We start from the raw sequence: 24,437 nt of genomic DNA, 5'->3' as shown, positions 1-24,437 counted from the left end.
GGCCACCGCCGAGGCCAGGAGCACCACCCCGGCCAACCAGGCGCAGCGGGCCAGCACCCACCCCGGCCCGTCGGGCACCCCGTGCAGCCCGGCCAGCGGGCCCAGCGGCAGGGTCACCAGCCACAGGCCGGCGAGCAACGGCAGGTGCAGCAGGAACAGCGGCAGCGCCAGCCGGGTCGCCGTCCGCACGGCCCGGGAGCGGCCCAGCGCGCCCAGCCGGGGGAGCAGCAGGGCGGCCAGTCCGGCCTGCGCCAGACAGAGGCAGACGGTCGCGGCCGACGGCGGGTCAAGGTTCGAGTCCTCCTGGCCGCGGACCCCGACCGCGCTCACCGGCAGGTCGCCGACGGTCACCAGCAGCACCACCCCGGTCAGGCCACCGGCGATCAGCAGCAGCGCCGTCGGGCGGGGCACGGGCCGCCGGGCCAGGGCCACGCCCAGCTGCCAGGGCACCCACCAGCCGGTGAGCACCGCCGTGTGCGCCAGCACCGGACCGCCCAGCGGCGCGGCCAGCGCCAGTACGGCCGGCACCGCGGCGGCGGCAGTGCTCAGCCGGTCGTCCAGCCGGAGCATCAGCGGGGTGGCCGCCACCAGGGTGAGGTGCACCGCCAGGAACCACAGCGGGCTCAGCGAGAGCAGGACGATCGTCCGCACGACGCCCTGGGCCGTGCCGTGCAGGGCGAGCGCCAGGGCGACCACCCCCACCCCGGCGGCCAGCGCGGCGACCGGTGCGGCCACGGCGCGCACCCGCTGCCACCACCAGGCCGGCACGCCGTTCCCGGCGGTCGCCCGGCTGCGGGCCGCGGTGGCCCCGGCGACCAGGAAGAACAGGCCCAGCGTCTGGAACAGCCAGCTGACCGGTGCCAGCGCCGGCATCGTGCGCAGCGGGCTGTCCAGGGCGACCGCACCGCCGGGCTGCAGGGCCGGGGCCGTCACCAGCCAGTGGCCGAGCACCACCCCGGCGGTCGCCAGCACCCGCAGCGCGTCCAGGCCCGGGTCGCGGCGGTTCATCGGGCCGCCGCCTCGACCGGTGCAGCGGCGTCCGGCGTCCGGCCCAGGCACACCGCGGCCACTCCCGCGAGCGCCGCGGAGCCCGGCCTGAAGTAGCCGTCGTGGCCGGAGGTCCCGGCGACCGGCAGCGCCCGGGCGCCGAAGGCCGCGCCGGCCGGATCGGCACCGTGGCCGAGGTCGCCGAGCCGCACCGACGGGAGCCGCCCGGTCCAGTCACCCGCCGTCCGGGCCGCCCACACGCGTGCTCCGGTGCGCAGGTCGGCCACCGAGGCGGCGCGCGCGCCCGGGCTGCCCAGCAGCACCAGGTCGTCGGCGGGGACCTCCGGTGCGGCCAGCGCCGCGACCACCGCGCCGTAGCTGTGCCCCACCACGGTGACGTGCGCCCCGCCGTCCTCGAGCTCCTCGACGAAGGGGACCAGGGCCGCCGCCCCGGCCCGGGCGAGCCGCCCGGTGGCGGCGTCGACGCCGACTCCCTCCGGCGTCGGATACCCGACCCAGAGGACGACGGCGAGGTCGGGGCCCCCGGCCCCGGCCAGGCTGCGGGCCCAGCCGAGGGGGCGCCGCTGCGGATCGGCGGGGTCGTGCAGGGTGCGCAGGTCGATGTCCGCCCCCGGGACCAGCACGGCGACGTGGTCACTGGTCGCCGGGTCGCCGATCCCGAGCACGGCGAGGCCGCGCCCGCGTGGGTCACAGCCGAGGACGTCGACCGGCCCCAGCCGCCGGGCGAGCTCCGCGGCACAGGTCTGGTCCAGGCCCACCGGCTCGGGGACGGGGGCGGCCGCCGCCGGGGGCAGCAGCGTCGCCGCCACCACCGCCAGCGCGCCGAGCACCGAGGTCAGCGGTCGCGAGAGGATCTCCACGACGACTGATCCTGGACACGCCCGGCCCTGGGGGCGTCACGCTGCGGAGCCGACCCGGGGTGCTACCGGGGTGCTCCTCCACCCGGGACCGCCACCCCGGTCTCGTACGCCAGTACCACCGCCTGGGCCCGGTCCCGTAGCCCCAGCTTGGTGAGCACCCGGCTGACGTGGGTCTTCACCGTCTGCTCGGCGAGCACCAGGTGGTCGGCGATCTCGGTGTTGGACCAGCCGCGGGCGATGAGCCCGAGGACCTCGGTCTCCCGTTCGGTGAGCACCGCCAGCCGCTCCTGCTGCGGCGGCACGGCCGGGCGGGCGGCCACGAAGTCGGCGATCAGCCGGCGGGTCACCTGCGGGGCGAGGAGGGCGTCGCCCGCGGCGACCACGCGGACGGCGTTGAGCAGGTCGGCAGCCGGGGCGTGCTTGAGCAGAAAGCCGCTGGCGCCGGCGCGGAGCGCGTCGTAGACGTGGTCGTCCAGGTCGAAGGTGGTCAGCACGAGCACCCGGGGCACGGGGCCCTCCCCGGCCGGCTGTCCCAGCAGCGAGCGGGTCGCCGCCAGACCGTCCATCACCGGCATCCGCACGTCCATCAGGACGACGTCCGGGGCCGTGCCGGCCCGGGTCAGCTCGGCGTTCAGCCGGAGCGCAGCGGCTCCGTCGCCGGCGGTGCCCACGACCTGCATGTCGGGCTGGGCGGCCAGCAGGGCCGCGAAGCCGTCGCGCACCATCTCCTGGTCGTCGACCAGCATCACCCGGATCACCGTGGCCTCCCGTCGGCCGGTGCGGGCTGCAGCGGCAGGGTGGCCTCCACGGCGAAGCCGCCGTCGGCCGTCGGCCCGGCCGTCAGCCCGCCGCCGTGCAGCTCCGCCCGCTCCCGCATGCCCACCAGCCCGACGCCGGCACCGGTCGTCCCCGCCCGGTCGCCGGGCCCGTTGACGACCGTCACCCGCAGCTGCCCTTCCTCCGCGACGACCCGCAGGTGCACCGGGGCGCCGGGGGAGTGCTGGGCGGCGTTGGCCAGTGCCTGCTGCGCGATGCGGTACGCGCTGAGCCCCAGGGCAGCCGGGACGGCCGGCTGTTCGACCTCCGCCTCGAGTCGCGTTCCCTGGGCCCGGGTGGCGGCGACGAGGTCGGTGAGCGTGGTGAGCCCGGGCTGCGGTGCCCGGTCGGCCGCCTGGTCCTCGGCGCGCAGCACCCCGAGCAGCTGTTGCAGCTCGGCGAGGGCCTGGCGGGCGGTGTCGGCCACGGCGGCGAGCTCGGTGCGGGCCGTCGGCGGGAGGTCCGGCAGCCGGTAGGGGGCGGTCTCCGCGCGGACGGCGATCGCCGACAGCTCGTGGGCGACCACGTCGTGCATCTCCCGGGCGATGCGGGCCCGCTCGGCCAGGGCGCCGCGCTGGGCCAGCGCCGCCTCGGTGCGCACCTGCTCCTCGGCCAGCGCCCGTCGGGCGTCCCACCGGGCGCCCATGCTCATGCCGATGAGCAGCAGCACGACGACGGCGAGCAGCGAGACCTGCAGGTAGCCGGGGTCGACCTCCCAGGTGGTGCCGAAGCGCCGCAGCAGCAGGACCAGCCCCGAGAGGACCCCGACCACGACCGCCGTCCGGCGGGGGAGCGCCCAGCCCACCGCCAGCAGGACCGGCACCCACAGGCACCACTCCCACGGCTCGAGCAGGGGCGTCGGTCCCGGGGGCGGCTCCAGCACATAGGGGGTGAGCAGCAGCCACAGGGTCATCAGCCGCCAGCCGTCCAGCGGCCGCCGCAGCGTGAGGACCAGCGCGGCCACCATCGGCAGGCACCACAGGAAGGCGAGCCCACCGGCCGCCCGGCCGGCGTCGATCTCCACGCTGTTGGCGGCCAGCGCGACGACCAGGCCGTAGAGCGCGACCGCCGCGGTCAGCAGCCGCTGCGCCCGCCGGGACCGGGTGGACCACGGGAGCGGCCCCGACGGTGAGACCCCGCCGACCGCGCGGCCCAGCGCACGGGGGACGGCGCGCAGCCGGTCTGCGGGACGCGGGTCGGGCACCACGCGGTCACCGTAGGGCCTGGCCCGGTGGACCGGGCCGCACGGCGGGGCCGGCCTCCTCCGGGGGGTGGTGGTCAGCCCAGCCGCGCCAGCAGCGGGTCGACCAGCTCGCGCGCGCCGGTGTTCAGGTAGAGGAAGACCAGCGTCGCGACGCCGAACAGCGGGGCCAGGACCGCCTTTTCGAGCGTCGTGCCGGTGCGCAGGTGCACCGGGTTGAGCCGCGCACGGCGCAGCAGCCAGAACACCGGGACCGGCACGCCTTCCTTGGTGAGGCCGTCGCCGGCGATGTGCGTCAGCACCCCGACGACGACCGCCCACGGCAGCCACGCCGGGCTGGGGCTGTGCGCGAGCAGCAACCAGGCCCCACCCCAGGAGATCACCAGGTTGCCGAGGACGGTGTTCTCGGCCCGGCCGGGGATGACGAAGTGCAGTGCCCGCAGCGCCAGCCCGATGGCCAGGGCGAGCAGCAGCAGGCTCGACCAGCGCTGCCAGGCGGCGGCGGCGGCGAGCAGCGCGAAGGCGAGCGGCGCGAGCACGGCGTCGTGCGTGCCCCACCGGTGCCCGCGGGCGACCGTGTTGACCAGCCCGGACGGCAGGTCGGTGAGCGGCCCCCACATCCGGGAGATGGTCGACCCGCGCTGGTCCAGGTCGGGCAGCATCGCGAACCCGCCTGCGGCGGCCACCCAGGCCACCTGGGCGACCGTTCCCTCGACGGGGGCCCAGGGCAGCGTCGCGGCGCCGGCGGCCAGGCCGGAGAGCGCATGGGAGTGACCGAGCACGCACGGAGCGTGCCGCCGGGGTCCGCAGTCGCGGGGGAGGCGCGCGGACGTGGCCCCGCCGCGGGTGACCGTGCAGCCGGTCAGGCCGCCGTGCGCACCTGCTCCTGGTCGCTGCCGGCCGCGGCACGCACCCGGCCCAGGACGACGGCGGCCAGCCACCCCAGGGAGGCGAAGCCGACCATCACCACGGCCATCGGCAGCAACGTGCCGGGAGCACCGAGCCCGGCCAGGGGAGCGCCCAGCCCGGCCAGGGCGAACTGCGCCGTGCCGACCAGCGCCGACGCCGTCCCGGCCATCCGGGCGGCGTCGGCCATCGCCAGCGCCGTCGCGTTCGGCAGCACCAGCCCGTTGGCCGACACCACGAGGAACAGCGCCGGCAGCACCACCGGCAGGCCCGCTCCGGCCAGCGCGGCGACAACCAGCACCGCGCTGCCGAGCACCTCCACGCTCAGCCCGGTCACCAGGAGCGTGCGCGGGCCCAGCCGCCGGACCAGCAGCCGCGACGCCTGCCCGGCCAGGACGATGCCGATCCCGTTGACGGCGAACACAGCGCTGAACTGGGCGGCGGTGAGCCCGTAGCCCGACTGCAGCACGAAGGAGGAGCTGGAGATGTAGGTGAACAGGGTGCCGAAGCCCAGCCCCTGGGCGAGCACCGCGGCCAGGAAGGCCCGACGGCTCAGCAGCTGCCTGGCGTTGGTGGCGGTGGTGCGGAACCCGCCCGCGACCCGCCGTTCCGGCGGCAGCGTCTCCGGCAGTCGCCACAGGCTGGCCAGGAACAGCACGACCCCGATGCCGGTGAGCGCGACGAAGACACCGCGCCAGTCGGTGAACCGCAGCAGCTGCGCACCGGCCACCGGGGCGAGCACCGGAGCCGCGCCCATGATGGAGGCGAGCACCGCGAAGGCGCGGGCGGCCTCGGCACCCTCCAGCCGGTCCCGGACCACCGCCCGGGCCAGCACGATGCCGGCTGCCCCGGCGACGCCCTGGAGCAACCGGATGGCCGACAGCACCCACACGTCGGGGGAGAGGGCGCACAGCAGCGAGGCCAGTGCGTAGGCGCCCACCCCGACCAGCACGGGGACGCGTCGCCCGAGCCGGTCCGACAGCGGGCCGACGACCAGCTGACCGAGGGCCAGCCCCAGCGCGACCGCGGTCAGCGTCAGCTGGGTGGCCGACTGCCCCGCGTCGAACTCGCGCTCCAGGGTGGGCAGCGCCGGCAGGTACAGGTCCATCGACAGCGGACCGAAGGCGGACAGGGCACCCAGCAGGACCATCAGGCCCCGGCCTGCGGGGCGCTCCCTCCGCGGGCGGACGGAGGGAGCGCCCGTCATGCGTCGTCCCGCGTCATGCGTCGTCCCGCGTCACTCGTCGTCGAGGTCGTCGGTGCCGCCGCGGGCCAGCCAGGTGGCCAGCCGCTCGACCGGGACCTCGAAGTCCGGGTGCTGGTCGACGAAGGCCTGCAGCTGGTCGGCCAGCCAGGCGAGGCTGACCTCCTCCTCGCCCCGCCGGCCCGCCAGCTCCTCGATTCCGCGATCGGTGAAGTACACGGCCGTGCTCCCGCGGGTCAGTCGCTGAACGCCTGGGCGACCAGCTGACGCTGCTCGACCTCGTGCACCTTCGCCGAACCGACCGCCGGGCTCGCCGAGGCCTTCCGGGAGACCCGGCGCAGCGTCCGGCCCCCGGTCAGGTGCTCGGGCAGGTTGCAGGCCATGAACTGCCAGGCGCCCATGTTCGCCGGCTCCTCCTGCGCCCAGACGACGTCGGTCGCGTTCGGGTACTGCGCCAGCGCCTCGGTGATCTCCTCGGCCGGCAACGGGTAGAGCTGCTCGACCCGCAGGATCGCGGTGTCGGTGCGGCCCTCGGACTCCCGCTGGGACAGCAGCTCGTAGCTGACCTTGCCGCTGCACAGGAGCACCCGGCGCACCCCGGCGGGGTCCAGCGGCGCGCCGCCGACCCCCGGGTCGGGCAGGACCGGGCGGAACCGCTGCTCGGTGAAGTCCTCGACCGAGCTGACCGCGGCCTTGGCGCGCAGCAGCGACTTCGGCGTGAACACCACCAGCGGGCGGTGCACCTCCGACAGCGCCTGACGGCGCAGCAGGTGGAAGTAGTTCGCCGGCGTCGAGCAGTTGGCGACCGTCATGTTGTTCTCGGCCGACAGCTGCAGGAACCGCTCGATCCGCCCGCTGGAGTGGTCGGGGCCCTGGCCCTCCAGGCCGTGCGGCAGCAGCAGGACGACGCCCGAGCGCTGCCCCCACTTCGCCTCGCCGGAGCTGATGAACTCGTCGATGACCATCTGCGCGCCGTCGACGAAGTCACCGAACTGGGCCTCCCAGAGCACCAGCGCCTTCGGGTTGGCCACCGAGTAGCCGTACTCGAAGCCGAGCGCGGCGTACTCGCTCAGCAGCGAGTCGTAGACGAAGAACTTCGCCTGGTCCTCGGTCAGGTGCGCCAGCGGGGTGTGCTCGGCGGCGGTCTCCCGGTCGATGAGCACCGAGTGCCGCTGCACGAACGTGCCCCGCCGGGAGTCCTGACCGGCGAGCCGGACCGGCACGCCCTGCATCAGCAGCGACCCGAAGGCCAGCAGCTCGCCCATCGCCCAGTCGATGCCGCCCTCGCTGGCCATCGCCGCCCGGCGATCCAGCATCCGCTGCAGCTTGGGGTGCACGGTGAAGTCCATCGGCAGCGAGACGTGCGCGTCGCCGATGGTCTTGAGCACCTCGCGGGTGATGGCGGTGTCGACCGTCATCTCCTGCGGAGACCGCGGGTCCATCACCGGCTCCGGCGTGGAGGAGTCCCGGGCGTCGTGGGTCTCGGCGAAGGCCCGCTCCAGCTGGTCGCGGTAGTCCTTCAGCGCCTCCTCGGCCTCGGCGAGGGTGATGTCGCCCCGGCCGACCAGCGCCTCGGTGTACAGCTTCCGCACCGAGCGCTTGCGGTCGATGATGTCGTACATCAGCGGCTGGGTCATCGAGGGGTCGTCGCCCTCGTTGTGCCCGCGCCGGCGGTAGCAGACCAGGTCGATGACGACGTCCTTGTTGAACGCCTGCCGGTAGTCGACGGCCAGCCGGGCGACCCGCACGCAGGCCTCGGGGTCGTCGCCGTTCACGTGGAAGACCGGGGCGCCGATCATCCGGGCGACGTCGGTCGAGTAGAGCGTCGAGCGCGACTGGGCCGGGCTGGTGGTGAAGCCGACCTGGTTGTTGATGACCACGTGCACGGTGCCACCGGTGCGGTAGCCGCGCAGCTGCGAGAGGTTCAGGGTCTCCTGCACCACGCCCTGACCGGCGAAGGCCGCGTCGCCGTGCAGCAGCACGGGCAGCACGGTGAAGCCGCCCTCGCCCTTGTCGATCATGTCCTGCTTGGCCCGCACGATCCCCTCGAGGACGGGGTTGACCGTCTCCAGGTGGCTGGGGTTGCTGGCCAGCGAGACGGCGAGCTGCCGGCCGTCGTGCTCGAAGGTGCCCTCGGCGCCCAGGTGGTACTTCACGTCGCCGGAGCCCTGGACGGTGCCCGGGTCGATGTTGCCCTCGAACTCCCCGAAGATCTTCGAGTAGCTCTTGCCCAGCACGTTGGCCAGCACGTTCAGCCGGCCGCGGTGGGCCATGCCGATGGCGACCTCGTCGAGGCCGTGCTCCGTGGAGGAGGTGAGCACCTCGTCCAGCAGCGGGATGACCGACTCGCCGCCCTCGAGGCTGAAGCGCTTCTGCCCGACGTACTTGGTCTGCAGGAAGGTCTCGAACGCCTCCGCGGCGTTCAGCCGGCCGAGCACCCGCTTCTGCTTCTCCCGGGTGGGCTGGTCGTGCTTGACCTCGATGCGCTCCTGGAGCCAGCGGCGCTCCTCGGGGTCGGTGATGTGCATGTACTCGATGCCGACGGTGCGGCAGTACGACTGGCGCAGCACGCCGAGGATGTCGCGCAGCAGCATGGTCCGCTCGCCGGCGAAGCCGCCGACCGGGAACTGCCGGTCAAGGTCCCACAGCGTCAGCCCGTGCTGGACGATGTCCAGGTCGGGGTGGGTGCGGACCTTGAACTCGAGCGGGTCGGTGTCGGCCATCAGGTGGCCGTTGCGCCGGTAGGCCTCGATGACCTCGATGACGCGGGCGTTCTTGTCGATCTGGCCCTCGTGGCTGACCCGCTTGTCCGGCACCCAGCGGACCGGCTCGTAGGGCACCCGCAGGGAGCGGAAGACGTCGTCGTAGAAGCCGTCCTCGCCCAGCAGCAGCTGGTGCATCCGGCGCAGGAAGTCGCCGGACTCCGCGCCCTGGATGACCCGGTGGTCGTAGGTCGAGGTGAGCGTGATGATCTTCGAGACGGCCATCTCGGCCAGCGCCTCGGGGCTCATCCCCTGGAACTCGGCCGGGTAGTCCATCGCCCCGACGCCGACGATCGTGCCCTGACCGGTGGTCAGCCGCGGCACCGAGTGGTTGGTGCCGATCGTGCCCGGGTTGGTCAGGCTGACCGTGGTGCCGGAGAAGTCGTCCATCGTCAACTTGTTGGCGCGGGCCCGGCGGATGATGTCCTCGTAGGCGCCCCAGAACTCCGCGAAGTCCATCGTCTCGGCGGCCTTGATCGAGGCGACCACGAGGGAGCGGGAGCCGTCGGGCTTGGGCAGGTCGATGGCCAGCCCGAAGTTGACGTGCTCGGGCCGCACCAGCACCGGCTTGCCGTCGACCTCGGCGAAGGAGTTGTTCATGTTCGGGAAGGCGTCCAGCGCCCGGACCAGCGCGTAGCCGATCAGGTGCGTGAAGGAGACCTTCCCGCCGCGGGCGCGGGCCAGGTGGTTGTTGATGACGATCCGGTTGTCCACCAGGAGCTTGGCCGGGACCGCACGCACGCTCGTGGCCGTCGGGACGGTCAGCGAGGCGTTCATGTTCTTGACCACGCTCGCGGCAGCGCCGCGCAGCGGGGTGCGCGTCGGGCCCTCGCCGGCGTCGGCGGCCGGCTTCGCGGCGCCGGGCTTGGCCGCCGGCTTGGCCGGTGCGGCGGGCTGCTGCTGCGAGGCGCGCTCGGCGGCGCGGTTGACCACGGTTCCCTCCGAGCGGGGGTCGGCGATGGGGGCCCGGGAGACCTGCTCCTCGGTGCCGGGGGCTGACGTGCTGGGCCGGTCGGCCGGCGCCGCCGCGTCGGCCGGCGGAGCGGCCGGGGCCGACCCCGTGCCGGGCGCCTGCGGTGCGGCGGCAGCCGGGGTGGCGCGGGAGGTGACCTCGCGCTCGGGTGCAGGGGAGGCGTAGCTCGTCGCGGTGGGGACGGCGCCGGGCGTCGGCGCCGAGGGCTCGTCCGTCGCGGACGAGCCGGCGGGCGGCCGGTCCTGCCCGTCGGCGACCGGGCTGCCTGGCCGGTAGTCGGCGAAGAAGTCGTGCCAGGCCTGGTCCACGCTGCGTGGATCGGCGAGGTACTGCTGGTACATCTCCTCGACCAGCCACTCGTTGGTGCCGAAGCCCGCCACCGGGTTGCTGTTGGAGGCGGACGGCTGGGATGAGCTCACGCTTGACACGGGGCGGAGTGCCTTCTTCGTCGGTGGACGTCGTTGGACCGGGATCCGACTCTACGCCCGCCCCCTCTGCCGCGGATCGTCCGACGTGAGGTGCCGCACGTGTCCCGGCTCACCGGTCCCAGGGGCCCCGCGGGCGGCGGGTGGGTCATCTGCCGGCTCCCGCCGCGAGCAGCAGCTCCAGCACCTCGTCGACGGCCGTCGGGCCGCTGCCGGGAGCGGCTCCCACCCCGTTGCGGGCGCGGGTCACCTGGGCGATGTCCCGTGCGCTCGCGCCGTCGGCGGTGGTGGCGTCGACGTCGGCCCCGGCCGCCAGCAACAGGCGGACCGTGGCGGGCGCACCCGCGCCCGCGCCGGCGACCGCGCTGTGCAGCGGGGTGCGGCCGCTGTCGGGGTCGCGCGCGTCGACCGGGCCCCCGGCGGCCAGCAGCAGGCCGACGACCGGCGCGGCTCCGGCCGCCGAGGCGGCGTGCAGCGCCTCGCCGTCCGGAGCGGCACCGCGACCCAGGAGCAGCCGTGCGGCGGGGGCCGAGCCGCCCCGGGCGGCCCAGGTGAGCAGGCTGGTGCCGGCCGTCGGGTCGTGCAGCGGCGCGCCGCCGTCCAGCTGCGCCACCAGCGCCGGGACGTCGCCGAGGAAGGCGGCGGTCGCGGCGTCGACCGGGATGCCCAGCTCGCGCAGGACCACGACCAGCTCCGGGGCGTCGGTGAGCGCGACCTGCAGCGGCGTGCGGCCCTCCTCGGTGGTCGCACCCGGGTCGGCGCCGGCACCGAGCAGCTCGGTGACGACCTCCGGCCGCCCGGCCGCGACGGCCAGGTGCAGCGGGGTCCAGCCGTCCTCCCCGCCGCGCTCGACGGTCGCGGCGAGCAGCTGCGGCTGTCCGGTGACAGCTCTGCGCACCTCGGCCGGGTCGCCGGCCTCGATCAGCAGGGCCAGCCGCTGCGCGGTCATCCGGGGCGTCATCGCGAGGTCAGACCACGTCGCGGCGGACCGCCAGCAGGGTGCCCAGCACCGCGGCCACCAGGCCGTAACCGAGCAGCAGCAGGCCGCCCTGCCACTGGTTGAGCAGGTCGGGGCCCTCGTTGACGGCGGTGAGCGCGGCCGCCGCCCCGCCGGGCAGCCACTTGTAGATCTCGGAGATGGCCGTGATCCCGCCGACGATGCTCTCGATCACGAAGAGGTAGACGAGCGAGCCGACGATCGCGCCCACCTGGTTGCGGAACAGCGCGCCGACCCCGACCCCGATGATCGCGTAGAGCACGATCGAGACGGTCGCGCCGGCGAGCACCTCGAGGTTGTCGCCGGTCAGTGACGGTGCGGCGCCGCGCGCCCCGGCGTAGGCGACCACCACGATCACGGCCGTCGCGCAGGCGGCCAGCGCGAAGGGGATCGCGGCCGTCAGGTAGGCGATCAGCTTGGCGATCACGACCTGGCCGCGGTGTGGGGTGGCCAGGAACGTGGGGGTGGCGGTGCGGTGCCGGTACTCCTGCGTCATCCCGATGATCCCCAGCACCAGCGAGAGGATGGCGGCCTGGCCGGCCGCCCCCAGCGCCAGCTGCTCGTACATCGGGGTGCCGATCGGTGCCGGGCCGCCCTCCTGCCCGGCCAGAGCGGTGAACAGGGCGGCGAAGCCGCCGGAGAGCACGCAGGCGCCGATGAGCAGCCCGATCCAGACGCGGGTGGTCACCAGCTTGAGCCACTCGGCGCGTACCAGCCGGGTCATCGGGCCGTCCCCTCGGTCTGCGCCGGGGAACCCGCCGCGTACTGCTCCTGCCCGGCGGTGAGCCGGAAGTAGACCTCCTCGAGGCCGCTGGTCTGCGCCCGCAGCTCGCGCAGCTCGATCCCGCCGGTGAAGGCCCGGTGCCCCACCTCGTCGGTGGCCATCCCGCCCACGGCCACCCCGTCGGGCCCGGCGGGCGCCACCGTGGCACCCGCGGCGCGCAGCAGCTCGGCCAGCTGGACCACCTGGGGGCTGCGGGCCAGCACCGTGCCGCCGCCGGAGCCACCGCGCAGATCGGCCAGCGAGCCCTCGCGCACGAGCCTGCCGGCGCCCACGATGACCACCCGGTCGGCGGTCTGCTCCACCTCGGCGAGCAGGTGGCTGGAGACCAGGACCGTGCGGCCCTCCTCGTGGGCCAGGTGGCGCAGGAAGCCGCGCAGCCACTGGATGCCCTCCGGGTCCAGCCCGTTGGCCGGCTCGTCGAGCACCAGCACCTGCGGGTCGCCGAGCAGGGCGGTGGCCAGCCCCAGGCGCTGGCGCATGCCCAGCGAGTAGCCGCCGGCGCGCCGCTTGCCGGCCGGCCCCAGCCCGACCCGGGCCAGCACCTCGTCGGCACGGACGGCGGGCAGCCCCGCGGCGGCGGCGTAGACGCGCAGGTGGTCCCGGCCGCTGCGGGCCGGGTGGAACGCCGTCTCCAGCACCGCACCGACCCGGCGCAGGGGCTCGGAGAGCTGGGCGTAGGGCGTGCCGTTGAAGGTCGTCGTCCCGCTGTCGGGGGTGATCAGGCCCAGCGCCATCCGCAGCGTCGTGGTCTTGCCGGCGCCGTTGGGACCGAGGAACCCGGTGACCTGGCCGGGCTCGACGGTGAAGCTCAGGCTGTCGACGGCGCGGACGGCACCGAAGGACTTGGTGAGGCCGCGGACCTCGACCCGTACGGGGTCGGTCCGGACGCTGCTGGGGCTGGCGATCTCGGGCTCCTGGGGTCGGCGGGGTCGCGCACTCCGCCGCTCATCCAAGCGCAACCGGATGCGCCGCGGGGTGCCCCGGGGTGTGCGGCGTGGCGTTGCCGGGGCGTGACCGCCGGCACAGTGCGGACGCCGGATTGGTAGGTTCCGCCCTCGTGAACGCCTCCCGCGCCGCCGCCGGGCGCCCGCGGCCCCCGCGGGCCGACCGCTGACGGAGACCGGCCCGGGCGAGCCCCCCGGACTGCCGGCGGCCGCCCGGGAGGAGCTCGAGCGGCTGCTGCTCGCCGGCCCCCGCCGGTACACCCGCCGACAGGTGGCCGAGCTGGCCGGGATGCCCGCCGAGCGCACCCAGCGGTTGTGGCGCGCGCTCGGCTTCGCCGACGTCGCCGACGACGACCCGGCGTTCACCGACGCCGACGTGACCGCGCTGGCCCGGCTGTCGGCGTTGATCGACTCCGGCTTCGTCGACCCGCAGACCGAGGCGTCCATCGCCCGGGCGATGGGGCAGGCGCTGTCCCGGCTCGCTGACTGGCAGACCGACCTGCTCGCGGCCCGGCTCGCCGAGGCCGGTGCGGACGCCGGAGCCGGGGTGGAGGCGGGGGTCGCGGCCGAGGTGCTGCGCTCCACCGAGGCGCTGCTGCCGCTGATGAGCGAGCTGCAGGACTACGTGTGGCGGCGGCACCTGGCCGCGAACGCCGGGCGGCTGGTGCTCACCTCCGGCGCCGACCGCCGCGAGCTGGCGGTGGGCTTCGCCGACCTGGTCGGCTACACCTCCCGCAGCCGTGGCATGGGCGGCCGGGAGCTGGGCGTCATGGTCGAGGACTTCGAGGGCCTGGCCGCCGACGTCATCGCGCGGCACCGCGGCCGGGTCGTGAAGACCGTGGGCGACGGGGTGCTGTTCACCTGCGCCGACGCCGTCGACGCGGTGGAGATCGCGCTGCGGCTGCCGGTGGAGTGGTCGGCCGAGGACCGCCCGCCGCTGCGCGTGGGGGCGGCCTACGGTCCGGTGCTCACCCGGCTGGGCGACGTCTACTCGCCGGTGGTGAACCTGGCCAGCCGGCTGACCTCGATCGCGCACCCGTCGACGGTGCTGGTCGACCGCGAGCTCGCCCGCCGGTTGCTCGGCTCGCCGGCCTACCGGGTCCGCCCCCTGCGGCAGGTCTCGGTGCGCGGCTACGACCAGCTGCAGCCCTGGCTGGTCCGTCGCCGCGAGGACGGCGCCCCACCCGGCGTGGCCGCGCTGGAGGAGCTGCTCGACGAGATCGCCCGGGACGTCCTCGGGCGCGGCACCGAGGAGCCACCGGCCGGCGGGGACTGACCGGGGAACCCGGTCGACCGCCGCCCGGAGCGGTGGGCACGATGTGCGGGTGTCCGCCACCCTGCTGGCCCGCGGCCTCGCCGCCGGCCACGGCGCCCGTGTCCTGTTCACCGGCCTCGACCTCGTCGTGGCCCCCGGCGACGTCGTCGGCCTGGTGGGCGTCAACGGCGCCGGCAAGTCCACCCTGCTGCAGACCCTGGCCGGCCAGCAGCCCGCCGAGTCCGGGGACGTCGTCCTCTCCCCGCCCTCGGCCACCGTGGGGTACCTGCCCCAGGAGCACGAGCGGCGCCCCGGCGAGACGGTGCTCGACGCCCTCGCCCGCCGGACCGGCGTCGCCGCGGCGCAGCAGGCCCTGGACGCCGCGACCGAGGAGCTGACCGCCGGGACCCCGGGCTCCGACGACGCCTACGGGGACGCGCTGGAGCGGTGGCTGGCCCTGGGCGGTGCCGACCTCGCCGAGCGGGCCGAGGAGGTGGTGGCCACCGTCGCGCCCGGCGTCGCCCTGGACGCCGCGATGACCGGGCTCTCCGGCGGTCAGGCGGCCCGGGTCGGGCTGGCCTCGCTGCTGCTGTCCCGCTACGACGTGCTGCTCCTCGACGAGCCGACCAACGACCTGGACCTCGCCGGGCTGGACCAGCTGGAGCGGTTCGTCACCGGGTTGCGGGCCGGGGTGGTGCTGGTCAGCCACGACCGCGAGTTCCTGGCCCGCACCGTCACCCGGGTGGTGGAGCTCGACCTCGCCCAGCAGCTGGTCCGGGTGCACGACGGCGGTTACGAGGCCTATCTCGTCGAGCGCGAGGTGGCCCGCCGGCACGCCCGCGAGGAGTACGACGAGTACGCCGACACCAAGGCCTCGTTGGAGTCGCGGGCGCGGATGCAGCGCAACTGGATGGCGAAGGGCGTCCGGGACTCGATCAAGAAGTCCAAGGACGGCGACAAGCACATCAAGGCGGCCAACCGGTCCTCCTCGGAGAAGCAGGCCGCGAAGGCGAAGCAGACCGAGCGGCGGATCGAGCGCCTCGAGGTGGTCGAGGAGCCGCGGAAGGAGTGGGAGCTGCGGATGGAGATCGCCGCGGCGCCGCGGGCCGGTGCCGTGGTGGCGACGCTGCGCGGCGCCGTCGTCCGGCGTGGCGGGTTCGCCCTGGGCCCGGTCGACCTGCAGGTCGACTGGGGCGACCGCGTGGCGATCACCGGCGCCAACGGGTCGGGCAAGAGCACCCTGCTCGCCGCCCTGCTGGGCCGGCTGCCGCTGGACGCCGGCACCGCCGCTCTGGGCCCCGGTGTGCGGCTGGGCGAGGTCGACCAGGCCCGCGGGCTCTTCCTCGGCGACGAGCCGCTGGCCCTGGCGTTCGGCCGGCAGGTGCCGGACCAGCCGGACGCCGAGGTGCGCACGCTGCTGGCGAAGTTCGGCCTGCGCGCCGACCACGTGCTGCGCCCGGCGGGCACGCTGTCGCCGGGGGAGCGCACCAGGGCGGCGCTGGCGCTGCTGCAGGCCCGCGGGGTGAACGTGCTGGTGCTCGACGAGCCGACCAACCACCTGGACCTGCCGGCGATCGAGCAGCTGGAGCAGGCGCTGGCCGACTACCCGGGCACGCTGCTGCTGGTGACCCACGACCGGCGGATGCTCGAGGCGGTGCACACGACGCGGCGGTTGCTGGTGGACGGCGGAGCGGTGCGAGAGGCCTGAGCCCGGGAACGACGACGCCCGCCCGGCCAGTGGCCGGGCGGGCGGTGTCGGTGCTGCGGTGAGCCTGGGGCTGTGGGTGCCCCCGGCAGGATTCGAACCTGCGCCCCTGCCTCCGGAGGGCAGTGCTCTATCCCCTGAGCTACGGGGGCTCGTGCCGCGGCGCCCGATCGCTCGGCGCCGGAGAAGAAGCTACCAGTCCCGGTGGTCGGCCGAGCCGGTGGGGTCAGGGGAAGGGCAGCGGTGCCGCGCCGCGCTCGCGGAGCATCGCGGCCATCGTCGCGGTCTCCGCCGTCTGGCTCTGCGCGATCGATTCCGCCAGCCGCTGGACCGCGGCCCGCTGGGCGTGCTCCGCGCCGTACTGGGCCATCTCCAGGCCGCCCTGGTGGTGCCGGGTCATCAACTGCAGGAAGAGCACGTCGAACTCGGTGCCGATCGCGGTGCGCAGCTGCGCCAGCTCGGCGTCCGTCGCCATGCCGGGCATCAGCGCAGCGCTCTCGCCGCCGTGGTCGGAGTGGTCCATCGCGCCGTCGTCCATCCAGCCCATGACCTCACCGCTGGTCAGCGGCAGGCCCCACAGCGACAGCCAGCCCTGCATCCGGCCGACCTGGTTGGTCTGGGTGGCCGAGATGTCGAAGGCGAGCTGCTGCACCTCCGGGTCCTCGCTGCGGGTGATCGCCAGGTTGGCCATCTGCACCGCCTGGAGGTGGTGGCGGGACATGTCCCGGGCGAACCCGGCGTCCACCGAGTCCTCGGCCGGGGTCTCCTCGGCGCCGATGCCCAGCGCCACGGCCAGCCCGCCGCCGGCCACCAGCATGCCGACGGCGATCACGCTGATCAGCAGCGCGGTCAGCCAGCGCGACCGTCCGGGGGTGGTGTCCGCGGTCGCCGGTGCCGTCATCAGGGCGTCGGGTCGCCGGCGCCGGCGGGGGTGGAGCTCACCGGGGCGTCGCTGGGCACGTCGGTCATCGACTGGTCGCTCGTGCCGGCGTAGCGGCTCGCGTCCCCGACGGCCAGCGGCTCGTTGAGGAACGCGGGGTTGTCGCAGCTCGCGCCCGGCTCGGGGTGGAACTGGGCGTTCAGGGTGAAGAAGTCGACGTACTGCTCGACCCGCTCGTCGGTCGCGGAGTCGACGGTGAGCTGGTGGTTCCAGGACTGCAGGCTGATCGGGGCACCCTGCCCCGGCCACGGGGAGAGCATCAGCCCGGCGCGGCCGTCGACCAGCTCCTCCAGCGTCGCGAGGTCGTCGTCGCTGACCAGGTCCGGGTCGTAGGTGATCCAGGTCGAACCGTGCTCGAGGCTGTGCACCGCGTTCTCCGGGCGGATCTGCACGTCGTAGACGGTGCCGGTGCAGTCGGCCCACTCGTTGTCGTGCGGCCCGCCCACCGGCGGGGTCTCGGTGTAGTCGACCCCGGTGACCACGTGCTCGGCGCCGGCGTACTCGTAGGTCTCCAGCCCCTCGAGCTGGTCGGCGGAGGTGATCCGGTTGGCGTTGGACCGGTTCACCGTGATGACGGCGTAGGTGAGGATGGCGGCGGCGAAGACGGCGACGGCGACCGCCGCGGCGATCAGCCCCCACGGCCGCTGCGGGGCGACCACGTTCACCGGCGGACGGGTGCGCCCGCGCCCGCCGGACCGCTGGGCCCCCGACCCCCCGCGGGAGGCGCCGCCGGACGGGCGACCGGTTCCGGGCTTGGGGTCCTTGGCCAACTGCCTCTCCTCGCTGCGGTGCTGCTCCGCGGGTGCCTGGTGCCCCCGCAGGTCGCTGCCGGGGCCTGGCCCGGGCGGGGGCGAGTCTAGGTCGCCGACCTGTGCGCTCCCTGGAGGTCGCCGACCGCGCCCCGGAGGTCGCCGACCTGTGCCCGCTCCGGGCCGCCGAGCCGCTCAGTACGCTCGCCGGGTGACACCCGAGCAGCTCAGTGACGTCGTCCGGTCCGCTGTCGCGGCGGCCGTGGAGCGCGGCGACCTCGCCGTCGCCGTCCCGGAGGACGTCGTCATCGAGCGCCCGAAGAACCCCGAGCACGGCGACTACGCCACCAACGTGGCGCTCCGGCTGGCCAAGCCGGCCGGGCGGCCGCCGCGCGAGGTGGCCGAGCTGCTGGCCGGGCAGCTGCGCGAGCACGAGGGCGTGGCGGCGGTCGACGTCGCCGGCCCCGGCTTCCTCAACGTGACCCTGGCCAAGGACGCCCTCGGGCAGATCGCCGTCCGGGTGGTGACCGCGGGGGAGGCCTACGGGCGCACCGAGGTGCTGGCCGGGCAGCGGCTGAACCTGGAGTTCGTCTCGGCCAACCCCACCGGCCCGGTGCACATCGGCGGCACCCGCTGGGCGGCGGTCGGCGACGCGCTGGGCCGGCTGCTGACCGCCAGCGGGGCCGAGGTCTCCCGCGAGTACTACTTCAACGACGCCGGATCGCAGATCGACCGGTTCGCCCGCAGCCTGCAGGCCGCGGCGCTGGGCAGGCCGGTGCCCGAGGACGGCTACGCCGGCGACTACATCGGCGAGATCGCTGCCCAGGTCGTCGCCGCCGAGCCCGGTGTGCTCGAGCTGCCCGCCGAGGAGCAGCAGGAGCGCTTCCGTGTGCGCGGGGTCGACCTGATGTTCGCCGAGATCAAGCGCAGCCTGGCCGGGTTCGGCGTCGTCTTCGACACCTACTTCTCGGAGAAGACGCTGCACGACAGCGGCGCGCTGGAGAAGGCGGTCGCCCGGCTGCGCGAGCAGGGGCACGTCTACGAGGCCGACGGCGCGGTGTGGCTGCGCACGACCGACTTCGCCGACGACAAGGACCGGGTGCTGGTCAAGAGCGACGGCGAGCCCACCTACTTCGCCGCCGACTGCGCCTACTACCTGGACAAGCGGGAGCGCGGCTTCGACAAGGTCGTGATTATGCTCGGCGCCGACCACACCGGATACGTCGGCCGGTACAAGGCGCTGGTGGCGGCGATGGGTGACGACCCGGCCACCAACCTGGAGATCCTCATCGGCCAGCTGGTGAACCTGGTGCGCAACGGCGAGCCGGTGCGGATGAGCAAGCGGGCCGGCACGGTGGTCAACCTCGAGGACCTGGTCGACGCGATCGGCGCGGACGCCGCCCGGTACGCCCTGGCCCGGGCCTCGGTCGACCAGCAGATCGACCTGGACCTGGACGCGTGGACGCGGAAGACCAACGACAACCCGGTCTTCTACGTCCAGTACGCGCACGCCCGGATCTCCTCGGTGCTGCGCGGAGCGGCGGATCTGGGGCTGCGGCTGGGCGAGGCGGGTGCGGTCGACACCGCGCTCCTGGAGACCCAGCGGGAGAGCGACCTGCTGCGGGCGCTCGCGGAGTTCCCGCAGGTGGTCGCCTCGGCCGCCGAGCTGCGCGCGCCGCACCGGGTGGCCCGCTACCTGGAGGAGCTGGCCGGCACCTACCACCGGTTCTACGACTCCTGCCGGGTGCTGCCTCGCGGCGACGAGGAGGCGACCCCGGTGACCACCGCTCGGCTGTGGCTGTGCGCAGCCACCGCCACGGTGCTGCGCAACGGCCTGGGCGTGCTCGGGGTCTCCGCGCCGGAGCGGATGTGAGGGCGCACCCGGCCGGTCCGCTGCACGGCACGCTGACCCCGCCCCCCGCCGCGGGCGCTCCGCCCACCGACCTCGGCGCGCTCGACCCGCACGTCTGGCCGCGCTCGGCGACCCGGGTCGACGGCGAGATGCACCTGGGCGGCCGGCCGGTCACCGAGCTGGCCCGGGACCACGGCACACCGCTGTTCGTGCTGGACGAGGGCGACTTCCGCGGCCGCGCCGCGGACTTCGCCACCGCCTTCGCCGACCCGCAGCTGCCGGCCGACGTGCACTACGCCTCCAAGGCGTTCCTGTGCGGGCAGGTGGCCCGCTGGATCGCCGACGACGGCCTGTTCCTGGACGCCTGCAGCGGCAACGAGCTCGCCGTCGCGCTGGCCGCCGGCTTCCCGGCCGAGCGGATCGCGCTGCACGGCAACAACAAGTCGCTGGTCGAGCTGCAGCTCGCCGTCGACGCCGGGATCGGCCACGTGGTGCTCGACTCCTTCGACGAGATCGAGCGGCTGGTGCCGCTGGCCGAGGCCCGGGTCGCCGCCGGCGGCACGCCGGTGCCGGTGCTCATCCGCAGCACCGTCGGCATCGAGGCGCACACCCACGAGTTCATCGCCACCGCCCACGAGGACCAGAAGTTCGGCTTCTCGCTGGCCACCGGCGACGCGCTGACCGCCGCGGTCCGGGTGATCCGGGAGCCGGCGCTGCACCTGGCCGGCCTGCACAGCCACATCGGCTCGCAGATCTTCGACACCGCCGGCTTCGAGGCCGCCGCGCACCGGGTGGTGGGCCTGCTGGGGCAGGTGCACCAGGCCACCGGCGAGGTGCTCGGCGAGCTCAACCTCGGCGGCGGGTTCGGCATCGCCTACCTGCCCGAGGACGACCCGGTCACCCCCGGGGACGTCGCGGCCAAGCTGCGCACCGTCGTCGCCGCGGAGTGCGCCCAGCTGGGGCTCCCGGTGCCCCGGCTGGCCGTGGAGCCCGGGCGGGCCATCGCCGGGCCGGGCACCGTGACGCTGTACGAGATCGGCACCATCAAGCCGGTCCGGCTGGGCTCCAGCGGCACCCCGGGTGCCCCGCTGGTGCGCAACTACGTCTCGGTCGACGGCGGGATGAGCGACAACATCCGCACCGCCCTCTACGACGCCTCCTACACCTGCGTGCTGGCCAACCGCACCTCCACCGCCCCACCGGCGCTGTGCCGCGTCGTCGGCAAGCACTGCGAGAGCGGCGACGTGCTGGTCCGCGACCTGTGGCTGCCGTCGGACGTGCAGCCCGGCGACCTGCTCGCCGTCGCCGCCACCGGCGCCTACTGCTGGTCGATGGCGAGCAACTACAACTACCTGCTCAAGCCGCCGGTCGTCGCCGTCCGGGACGGCGCCGCCACCGAGATCGTCCGGCGGCAGACACTGGCCGACGTGTTCGCCCTCGACGCCGTCCTCGCGTCCGTCCCCGCCCCCTCGCCGGCGATCGACCAGCCGGCCCCCGAGCACCCCGCTGGAGCCCGCTCGTGAGTGACTCCCTGAAGGTCGCCCTCCTCGGCTGCGGCACCGTCGGCAGCGCGGTGCTGCGGCTGCTGTCCGAGCAGGCCGACGACCTCGCCGCCCGCGTCGGACGCCGGGTGGAGGTGGCCGGCGTCGCCGTCCGCCGCCCCGACCGGCACCCGGGAGTCCCCGCCGACCTGCTGACCACCGACGCCGAGGCCCTGGTCACCCGGGACGACGTCGACCTGGTGGTCGAGGTGATCGGCGGTATCGAGCCGGCCCGCACCCTGCTGCTGGCCGCCATCGGTGCCGGCAAGTCGGTGGTCAGCGCGAACAAGGCGCTGCTGGCCGAGGACGGCGTCGCGCTGCACGCCGCCGCCGCCGAGGCCGGCGTCGACCTCTACTACGAGGCGGCGGTGGCGGGGGCGATCCCGCTGCTGCGCCCGCTGCGCGAGTCGCTCGCCGGTGACCAGCTGCGCCGCGTCGTCGGCATCGTCAACGGCACGACGAACTACATCCTGTCCCGGATGGCCGAGACCGGCGCCGGCTTCGGCGAGGCGCTGGCCGAGGCGACCGAGGCCGGGTACGCCGAGGCGGACCCGACCGCCGACGTCGACGGGTTCGACGCCGCCGCGAAGGCCGCCATCCTCGCCTCGCTGGCCTTCCACTCCCCGGTGAGCTCCTCCGACGTGTACCGGGAGGGGATCGCCGCGGTCTCGGCCAGCGACGTCGCCCGGGCCGCGGAGATCGGCTGCACGGTGAAGCTGCTGGCGATCTGCGAACGGGTGCCGGCCGCCGACGGCGGCGGCGAGGACTCGATCGCCGTCCGCGTGCACCCGGCGATGATCCCGACCACGCACCCGCTGGCCGCGGTCGGCGGCGCCTTCAACGCCGTCTTCGTCGAGGCCGACGCCGCCGGCGAGCTGATGTTCTACGGCCAGGGGGCCGGGGGCGAGCCGACCGCCAGCGCCGTGCTCGGCGACCTGGTCGCGGTGGCCCGCAACCGGCTGACCGGCGCCGCAGGCCCGGGCACCACGGGGTACGCCGGGCTGGGCGTGCGGCCGATGGCCGAGACGCCCACCCGCTACCACGTCAGCCTCGACGTCGCCGACGTCCCGGGCGTGCTGGCCACGGTCGCCCAGGAGTTCGCCGCCCAGGGGGTCAGCATCGCCACCGTCCGGCAGGACGGGCACGGCGACGCCGCGACTCTGGTGATCGTGACCCACCGGGCACCGGACGCCGCCCTGGCGACGACGGTGAGCCGGCTGCGGGAGATGGACGCCGTCCGCGGCGTGACGAGCGTGCTGCGCGTGGAGGGGCTGTCATGACCACTGCGGGACTCCGGGGAGCGGTCTCCCCGTACTGGCCGGGGCTGATCGAGGCCTACCGGCACCGGCTGCCGGTGAGCGAGAGCACCCCGGTGGTGACGCTGCAGGAGGGCGCCACCCCGCTGGTGCCCGCCGCCGAGCTCTCCCGCCGCACCGGGTGCGAGGTGTTCCTGAAGGTCGAGGGCGCCAACCCCACCGGGTCGTTCAAGGACCGCGGCATGACCATGGCGATCACGAAGGCGCTGGAGGAGGGCGCGCAGGCGGTCATCTGCGCCTCCACCGGCAACACCAGCGCGAGCGCCGCCGCCTACGCCGCGCGCGCCGGGCTGGTCTGCGCCGTCCTCGTCCCGCAGGGGAAGATCGCCACCGGGAAGCTCGCCCAGGCGCTGGTGCACGGGGCCAAGCTGCTGCAGGTCGAGGGCAACTTCGACGACTGCCTGGCGCTGGCCAGCAAGCTGGCCATCGACTACCCGGTGAGCCTGGTCAACAGCGTCAACCAGTACCGGATCGAGGGCCAGAAGACCGCGTCGTTCGAGATCGTCGACGTCCTCGGCGACGCCCCCGACGTCCACTGCCTGCCGGTCGGCAACGCCGGCAACATCACCGCCTACTGGCAGGGCTACCGCGAGTACGCCGCCGACGGCCCGGCCACCCGCACCCCGCGGATGTGGGGCTTCCAGGCGGCCGGCGCGGCGCCGATCGTCACCGGCCGGGTCGTGGAGCAGCCCAGCACCATCGCCACCGCCATCCGGATCGGCAACCCGGCGTCCTGGACCAAGGCGCTGGCCGCCCGCGACGAGTCCGGCGGCCGGATCGACGCGGTCACCGACCGGGCGATCCTCGCCGCGTACCGGCTGCTCGCCCGCTCGGAGGCGGTCTTCGTCGAGCCGGCGTCCGCAGCCTCGGTCGCCGGGCTGCTGCAGGTCGCCGAGGCGGGCGGGCTCGAGCCCGGCCAGCGGGTGGTCTGCACGGTCACCGGCAACGGCCTCAAGGACCCGGAGTGGGCGATCTCGGGCGCACCCGCCCCGGTCACCGTCCCGGTCGACGCCGCGGCCGCCGCCGCCCAGCTGGGCCTCACCACCGGTGGCTGACGGCGTCCGCATCCGGGTCCCGGCCACCAGCGCCAACCTCGGGCCGGCGTTCGACTCCGCGGGCCTGGCCCTGACCTGCTGGGACGAGCTGGAGCTTGCGGTCACCGAGGGCGGCCTGACGGTCTCCGTGGCGGGGGAGGGCGAGGCCGACCTGCCCACCGACGAGTCGCACCTGGTCGTGCAGGCGTTCCGGGCCGCGTGCGCGGAGCTCGGCTGGTCGCCTCCCGGTCTCCGGTTGTCCGCGACGAACGGCATCCCGCAGGGGCGCGGGATGGGCTCCTCGGCCGCGGCGGTGACCGCGGGGGTGCTCGCCGCCTGGGCGCTGTGCCCCGACGTCGACCAGATCGACCAGGCCGCGGTGCTGCGGCTGTGCTCGACCCTGGAGGGGCACCCGGACAACGTGGCGCCCTGCCTGCTGGGCGGGGCGACCCTGTCCTGGAGCACCCCGGCCGGTGCCCGCGCGGTGCGGCTGGCGGTCCGGCCGCAGGTCACCCCGGTGCTCTTCGTCCCCGGGGCGACCCTCTCGACGCACCTGGCCCGCGGGCTGCTGCCCGCCTCCGTGCCGCACGCCGACGCCGCCGCGAACGCCGGGCGCGCCGCGCTGCTCGTGCACGCGCTCACCGCCGCCCCCGACCTGCTGCTCGAAGCCACCGAGGACCGGCTGCACCAGGCGCAGCGCGCCCCCGCGATGCCCGACAGCGCCGACCTGCTCGCCCGGCTGCGCGCCGACGGGCACGCCGCGGTCGTCTCCGGCGCCGGGCCGTGCGTCCTGGTGCTCGCACCCGGCCCCGAGGCGGTCGACGCCCTGGCCGGGCACACCCCGAACGGGTGGCGCCGCATGCCCCTGTCGGTGGACGGCGACGGCGCCGTCGTCCACGGGACGGGGCGTGCGGTACGGTTGTGATGCCCGGGAACACACTGGTGGCAACCGGTGTTGTGGCGTGAGTCGGCCGGCATCTAGGCTGACCACGTAGCCGCCCTCGGGCGTGCCTCACGCGGGACGTTGCAGACGGATGACCCTCTCTCGGTGATCGTCTCCTCGATCCTCGGCCCGCATCCACAGACCCGACGCCTCCGCATGGTCGCCACGAGCCTCCGGGCTCCTGCCGCCCCCGGGACCGGGTACCTCCTGCGCTGGTAGGCG

The 24,437-nt window shown here is 75.2% G+C and carries 19 protein-coding genes, 1 tRNA gene and 1 pseudogene; 7 read left to right on the top strand and 14 right to left on the bottom strand.

Annotated elements, in window-relative coordinates:
• Positions 1-33 precede the first annotated feature (33 nt).
• From ACI79A_RS12820 to ACI79A_RS12770, 11 genes and pseudogenes are all read right to left on the bottom strand, one after another.
• A pseudogene (locus ACI79A_RS12820) lies at positions 34-1,008 on the bottom strand (acyltransferase family protein); the annotation flags it as partial.
• Positions 1,005-1,868 (bottom strand): alpha/beta hydrolase, encoded by an 864-nt coding sequence (locus ACI79A_RS12815; RefSeq protein ID WP_457083677.1) that lies wholly within the window; start codon positions 1,866-1,868, stop codon positions 1,005-1,007. The pseudogene ACI79A_RS12820 and the gene ACI79A_RS12815, both read right to left, overlap by 4 nt.
• Before the next feature lie 62 nt (positions 1,869-1,930).
• Positions 1,931-2,626 carry a response regulator gene (locus ACI79A_RS12810; RefSeq protein ID WP_457083675.1) on the bottom strand — a complete coding sequence of 232 codons (696 nt, stop codon included), beginning with the start codon at positions 2,624-2,626 and terminating at the stop codon, positions 1,931-1,933.
• Positions 2,623-3,891 (bottom strand): sensor histidine kinase, encoded by a 1,269-nt coding sequence (locus tag ACI79A_RS12805; RefSeq protein WP_457083673.1) that lies wholly within the window; start codon positions 3,889-3,891, stop codon positions 2,623-2,625. Before ACI79A_RS12805 ends, ACI79A_RS12810 begins: the two co-directional genes overlap by 4 nt.
• 71 nt (positions 3,892-3,962) lie before the next feature.
• Complete coding sequence (locus ACI79A_RS12800) at positions 3,963-4,667, bottom strand: metal-dependent hydrolase (RefSeq protein WP_457083672.1); 705 nt, start codon at positions 4,665-4,667, stop codon at positions 3,963-3,965.
• Positions 4,668-4,747: 80 nt separating this feature from the next.
• The gene (locus ACI79A_RS12795; protein WP_457083670.1) at positions 4,748-5,941 is read right to left on the bottom strand and encodes a multidrug effflux MFS transporter; all 1,194 of its coding nucleotides are present in this window, start codon (positions 5,939-5,941) and stop codon (positions 4,748-4,750) included.
• Between the two features lie 87 nt (positions 5,942-6,028).
• A complete protein-coding gene (locus ACI79A_RS12790) occupies positions 6,029-6,214 on the bottom strand; it encodes a DUF6104 family protein (protein ID WP_457083668.1) in 186 nt (61 codons plus the stop codon).
• Between the two features lie 17 nt (positions 6,215-6,231).
• Complete coding sequence (locus ACI79A_RS12785) at positions 6,232-10,149, bottom strand: multifunctional oxoglutarate decarboxylase/oxoglutarate dehydrogenase thiamine pyrophosphate-binding subunit/dihydrolipoyllysine-residue succinyltransferase subunit (RefSeq protein WP_457083666.1); 3,918 nt, start codon at positions 10,147-10,149, stop codon at positions 6,232-6,234.
• Positions 10,150-10,303: 154 nt separating this feature from the next.
• The gene (locus tag ACI79A_RS12780; RefSeq protein ID WP_457083664.1) at positions 10,304-11,104 is read right to left on the bottom strand and encodes an ankyrin repeat domain-containing protein; all 801 of its coding nucleotides are present in this window, start codon (positions 11,102-11,104) and stop codon (positions 10,304-10,306) included.
• 19 nt (positions 11,105-11,123) lie between these two features.
• Positions 11,124-11,876: an ABC transporter permease gene (locus ACI79A_RS12775; RefSeq protein ID WP_457083662.1), complete on the bottom strand. Its 753-nt coding sequence runs from the start codon at positions 11,874-11,876 to the stop codon at positions 11,124-11,126.
• Positions 11,873-12,889, bottom strand: coding sequence for an ABC transporter ATP-binding protein (locus ACI79A_RS12770; protein WP_457083660.1), 1,017 nt, complete (start codon positions 12,887-12,889; stop codon positions 11,873-11,875). Before ACI79A_RS12770 ends, ACI79A_RS12775 begins: the two co-directional genes overlap by 4 nt.
• Before the next feature lie 262 nt (positions 12,890-13,151).
• Here ACI79A_RS12770 and ACI79A_RS12765 point away from each other — a divergent pair, with 262 nt between their 5' ends.
• Complete coding sequence (locus ACI79A_RS12765; protein ID WP_457083658.1) at positions 13,152-14,156, top strand: adenylate/guanylate cyclase domain-containing protein; 1,005 nt, start codon at positions 13,152-13,154, stop codon at positions 14,154-14,156.
• 49 nt (positions 14,157-14,205) lie between these two features.
• Positions 14,206-15,843: an ABC-F family ATP-binding cassette domain-containing protein gene (locus ACI79A_RS12760; protein ID WP_457083656.1), complete on the top strand. Its 1,638-nt coding sequence runs from the start codon at positions 14,206-14,208 to the stop codon at positions 15,841-15,843.
• 77 nt (positions 15,844-15,920) lie between these two features.
• On the opposite strand, the gene ACI79A_RS12755 is transcribed toward ACI79A_RS12760, so the two are convergent.
• From ACI79A_RS12755 to ACI79A_RS12745, 3 genes are all read right to left on the bottom strand, one after another.
• Positions 15,921-15,992, bottom strand: a tRNA-Arg gene (locus tag ACI79A_RS12755).
• A 74-nt stretch (positions 15,993-16,066) separates the two neighbouring features.
• Positions 16,067-16,741, bottom strand: coding sequence for a DUF305 domain-containing protein (locus tag ACI79A_RS12750; protein ID WP_457083654.1), 675 nt, complete (start codon positions 16,739-16,741; stop codon positions 16,067-16,069).
• Complete coding sequence (locus ACI79A_RS12745; RefSeq protein ID WP_457083652.1) at positions 16,741-17,445, bottom strand: DUF3105 domain-containing protein; 705 nt, start codon at positions 17,443-17,445, stop codon at positions 16,741-16,743. The genes ACI79A_RS12750 and ACI79A_RS12745 overlap by 1 nt, the downstream gene beginning before the upstream one ends.
• Before the next feature lie 295 nt (positions 17,446-17,740).
• Between ACI79A_RS12745 and argS the strand changes: the two genes are divergently transcribed.
• From argS to thrB, 5 genes are read left to right on the top strand one after another with little or no spacing between them, the layout of a single operon-like run.
• Positions 17,741-19,402, top strand: coding sequence for an arginine--tRNA ligase (argS, locus tag ACI79A_RS12740; protein WP_457083650.1), 1,662 nt, complete (start codon positions 17,741-17,743; stop codon positions 19,400-19,402).
• Positions 19,399-20,904, top strand: a complete 1,506-nt coding sequence (gene lysA, locus ACI79A_RS12735; protein WP_457083648.1) for a diaminopimelate decarboxylase — start codon at positions 19,399-19,401, stop codon at positions 20,902-20,904. Before argS ends, lysA begins: the two co-directional genes overlap by 4 nt.
• Complete coding sequence (locus ACI79A_RS12730) at positions 20,901-22,202, top strand: homoserine dehydrogenase (RefSeq protein ID WP_457083646.1); 1,302 nt, start codon at positions 20,901-20,903, stop codon at positions 22,200-22,202. Before lysA ends, ACI79A_RS12730 begins: the two co-directional genes overlap by 4 nt.
• Positions 22,199-23,293: a threonine synthase gene (gene thrC / locus ACI79A_RS12725; RefSeq protein WP_457083644.1), complete on the top strand. Its 1,095-nt coding sequence runs from the start codon at positions 22,199-22,201 to the stop codon at positions 23,291-23,293. Before ACI79A_RS12730 ends, thrC begins: the two co-directional genes overlap by 4 nt.
• Positions 23,286-24,197, top strand: a complete 912-nt coding sequence (gene thrB, locus ACI79A_RS12720; protein ID WP_457083642.1) for a homoserine kinase — start codon at positions 23,286-23,288, stop codon at positions 24,195-24,197. The genes thrC and thrB overlap by 8 nt, the downstream gene beginning before the upstream one ends.
• Positions 24,198-24,437: the final 240 nt, after the last annotated feature.

It is taken from the genome of Modestobacter sp. SYSU DS0657, assembly GCF_054050925.1.
This window is presented reverse-complemented; position numbering and strand designations above follow the sequence as displayed.

What these genes read in the sequence shown, in the direction of transcription:
- ACI79A_RS12795 (WP_457083670.1), bottom strand. Translation starts at nt 5,941, where the DNA reads ATGGTCCTGCTGGGTGCCCTGTCCGCCTTCGGTCCGCTGTCGATGGAC.
- ACI79A_RS12780 (WP_457083664.1), bottom strand. Translation starts at nt 11,104, where the DNA reads ATGACCGCGCAGCGGCTGGCCCTGCTGATCGAGGCCGGCGACCCGGCC.
- ACI79A_RS12775 (WP_457083662.1), bottom strand. Translation starts at nt 11,876, where the DNA reads ATGACCCGGCTGGTACGCGCCGAGTGGCTCAAGCTGGTGACCACCCGC.
- ACI79A_RS12750 (WP_457083654.1), bottom strand. Translation starts at nt 16,741, where the DNA reads ATGACGGCACCGGCGACCGCGGACACCACCCCCGGACGGTCGCGCTGG.
- thrC (WP_457083644.1), top strand. Translation starts at nt 22,199, where the DNA reads ATGACCACTGCGGGACTCCGGGGAGCGGTCTCCCCGTACTGGCCGGGG.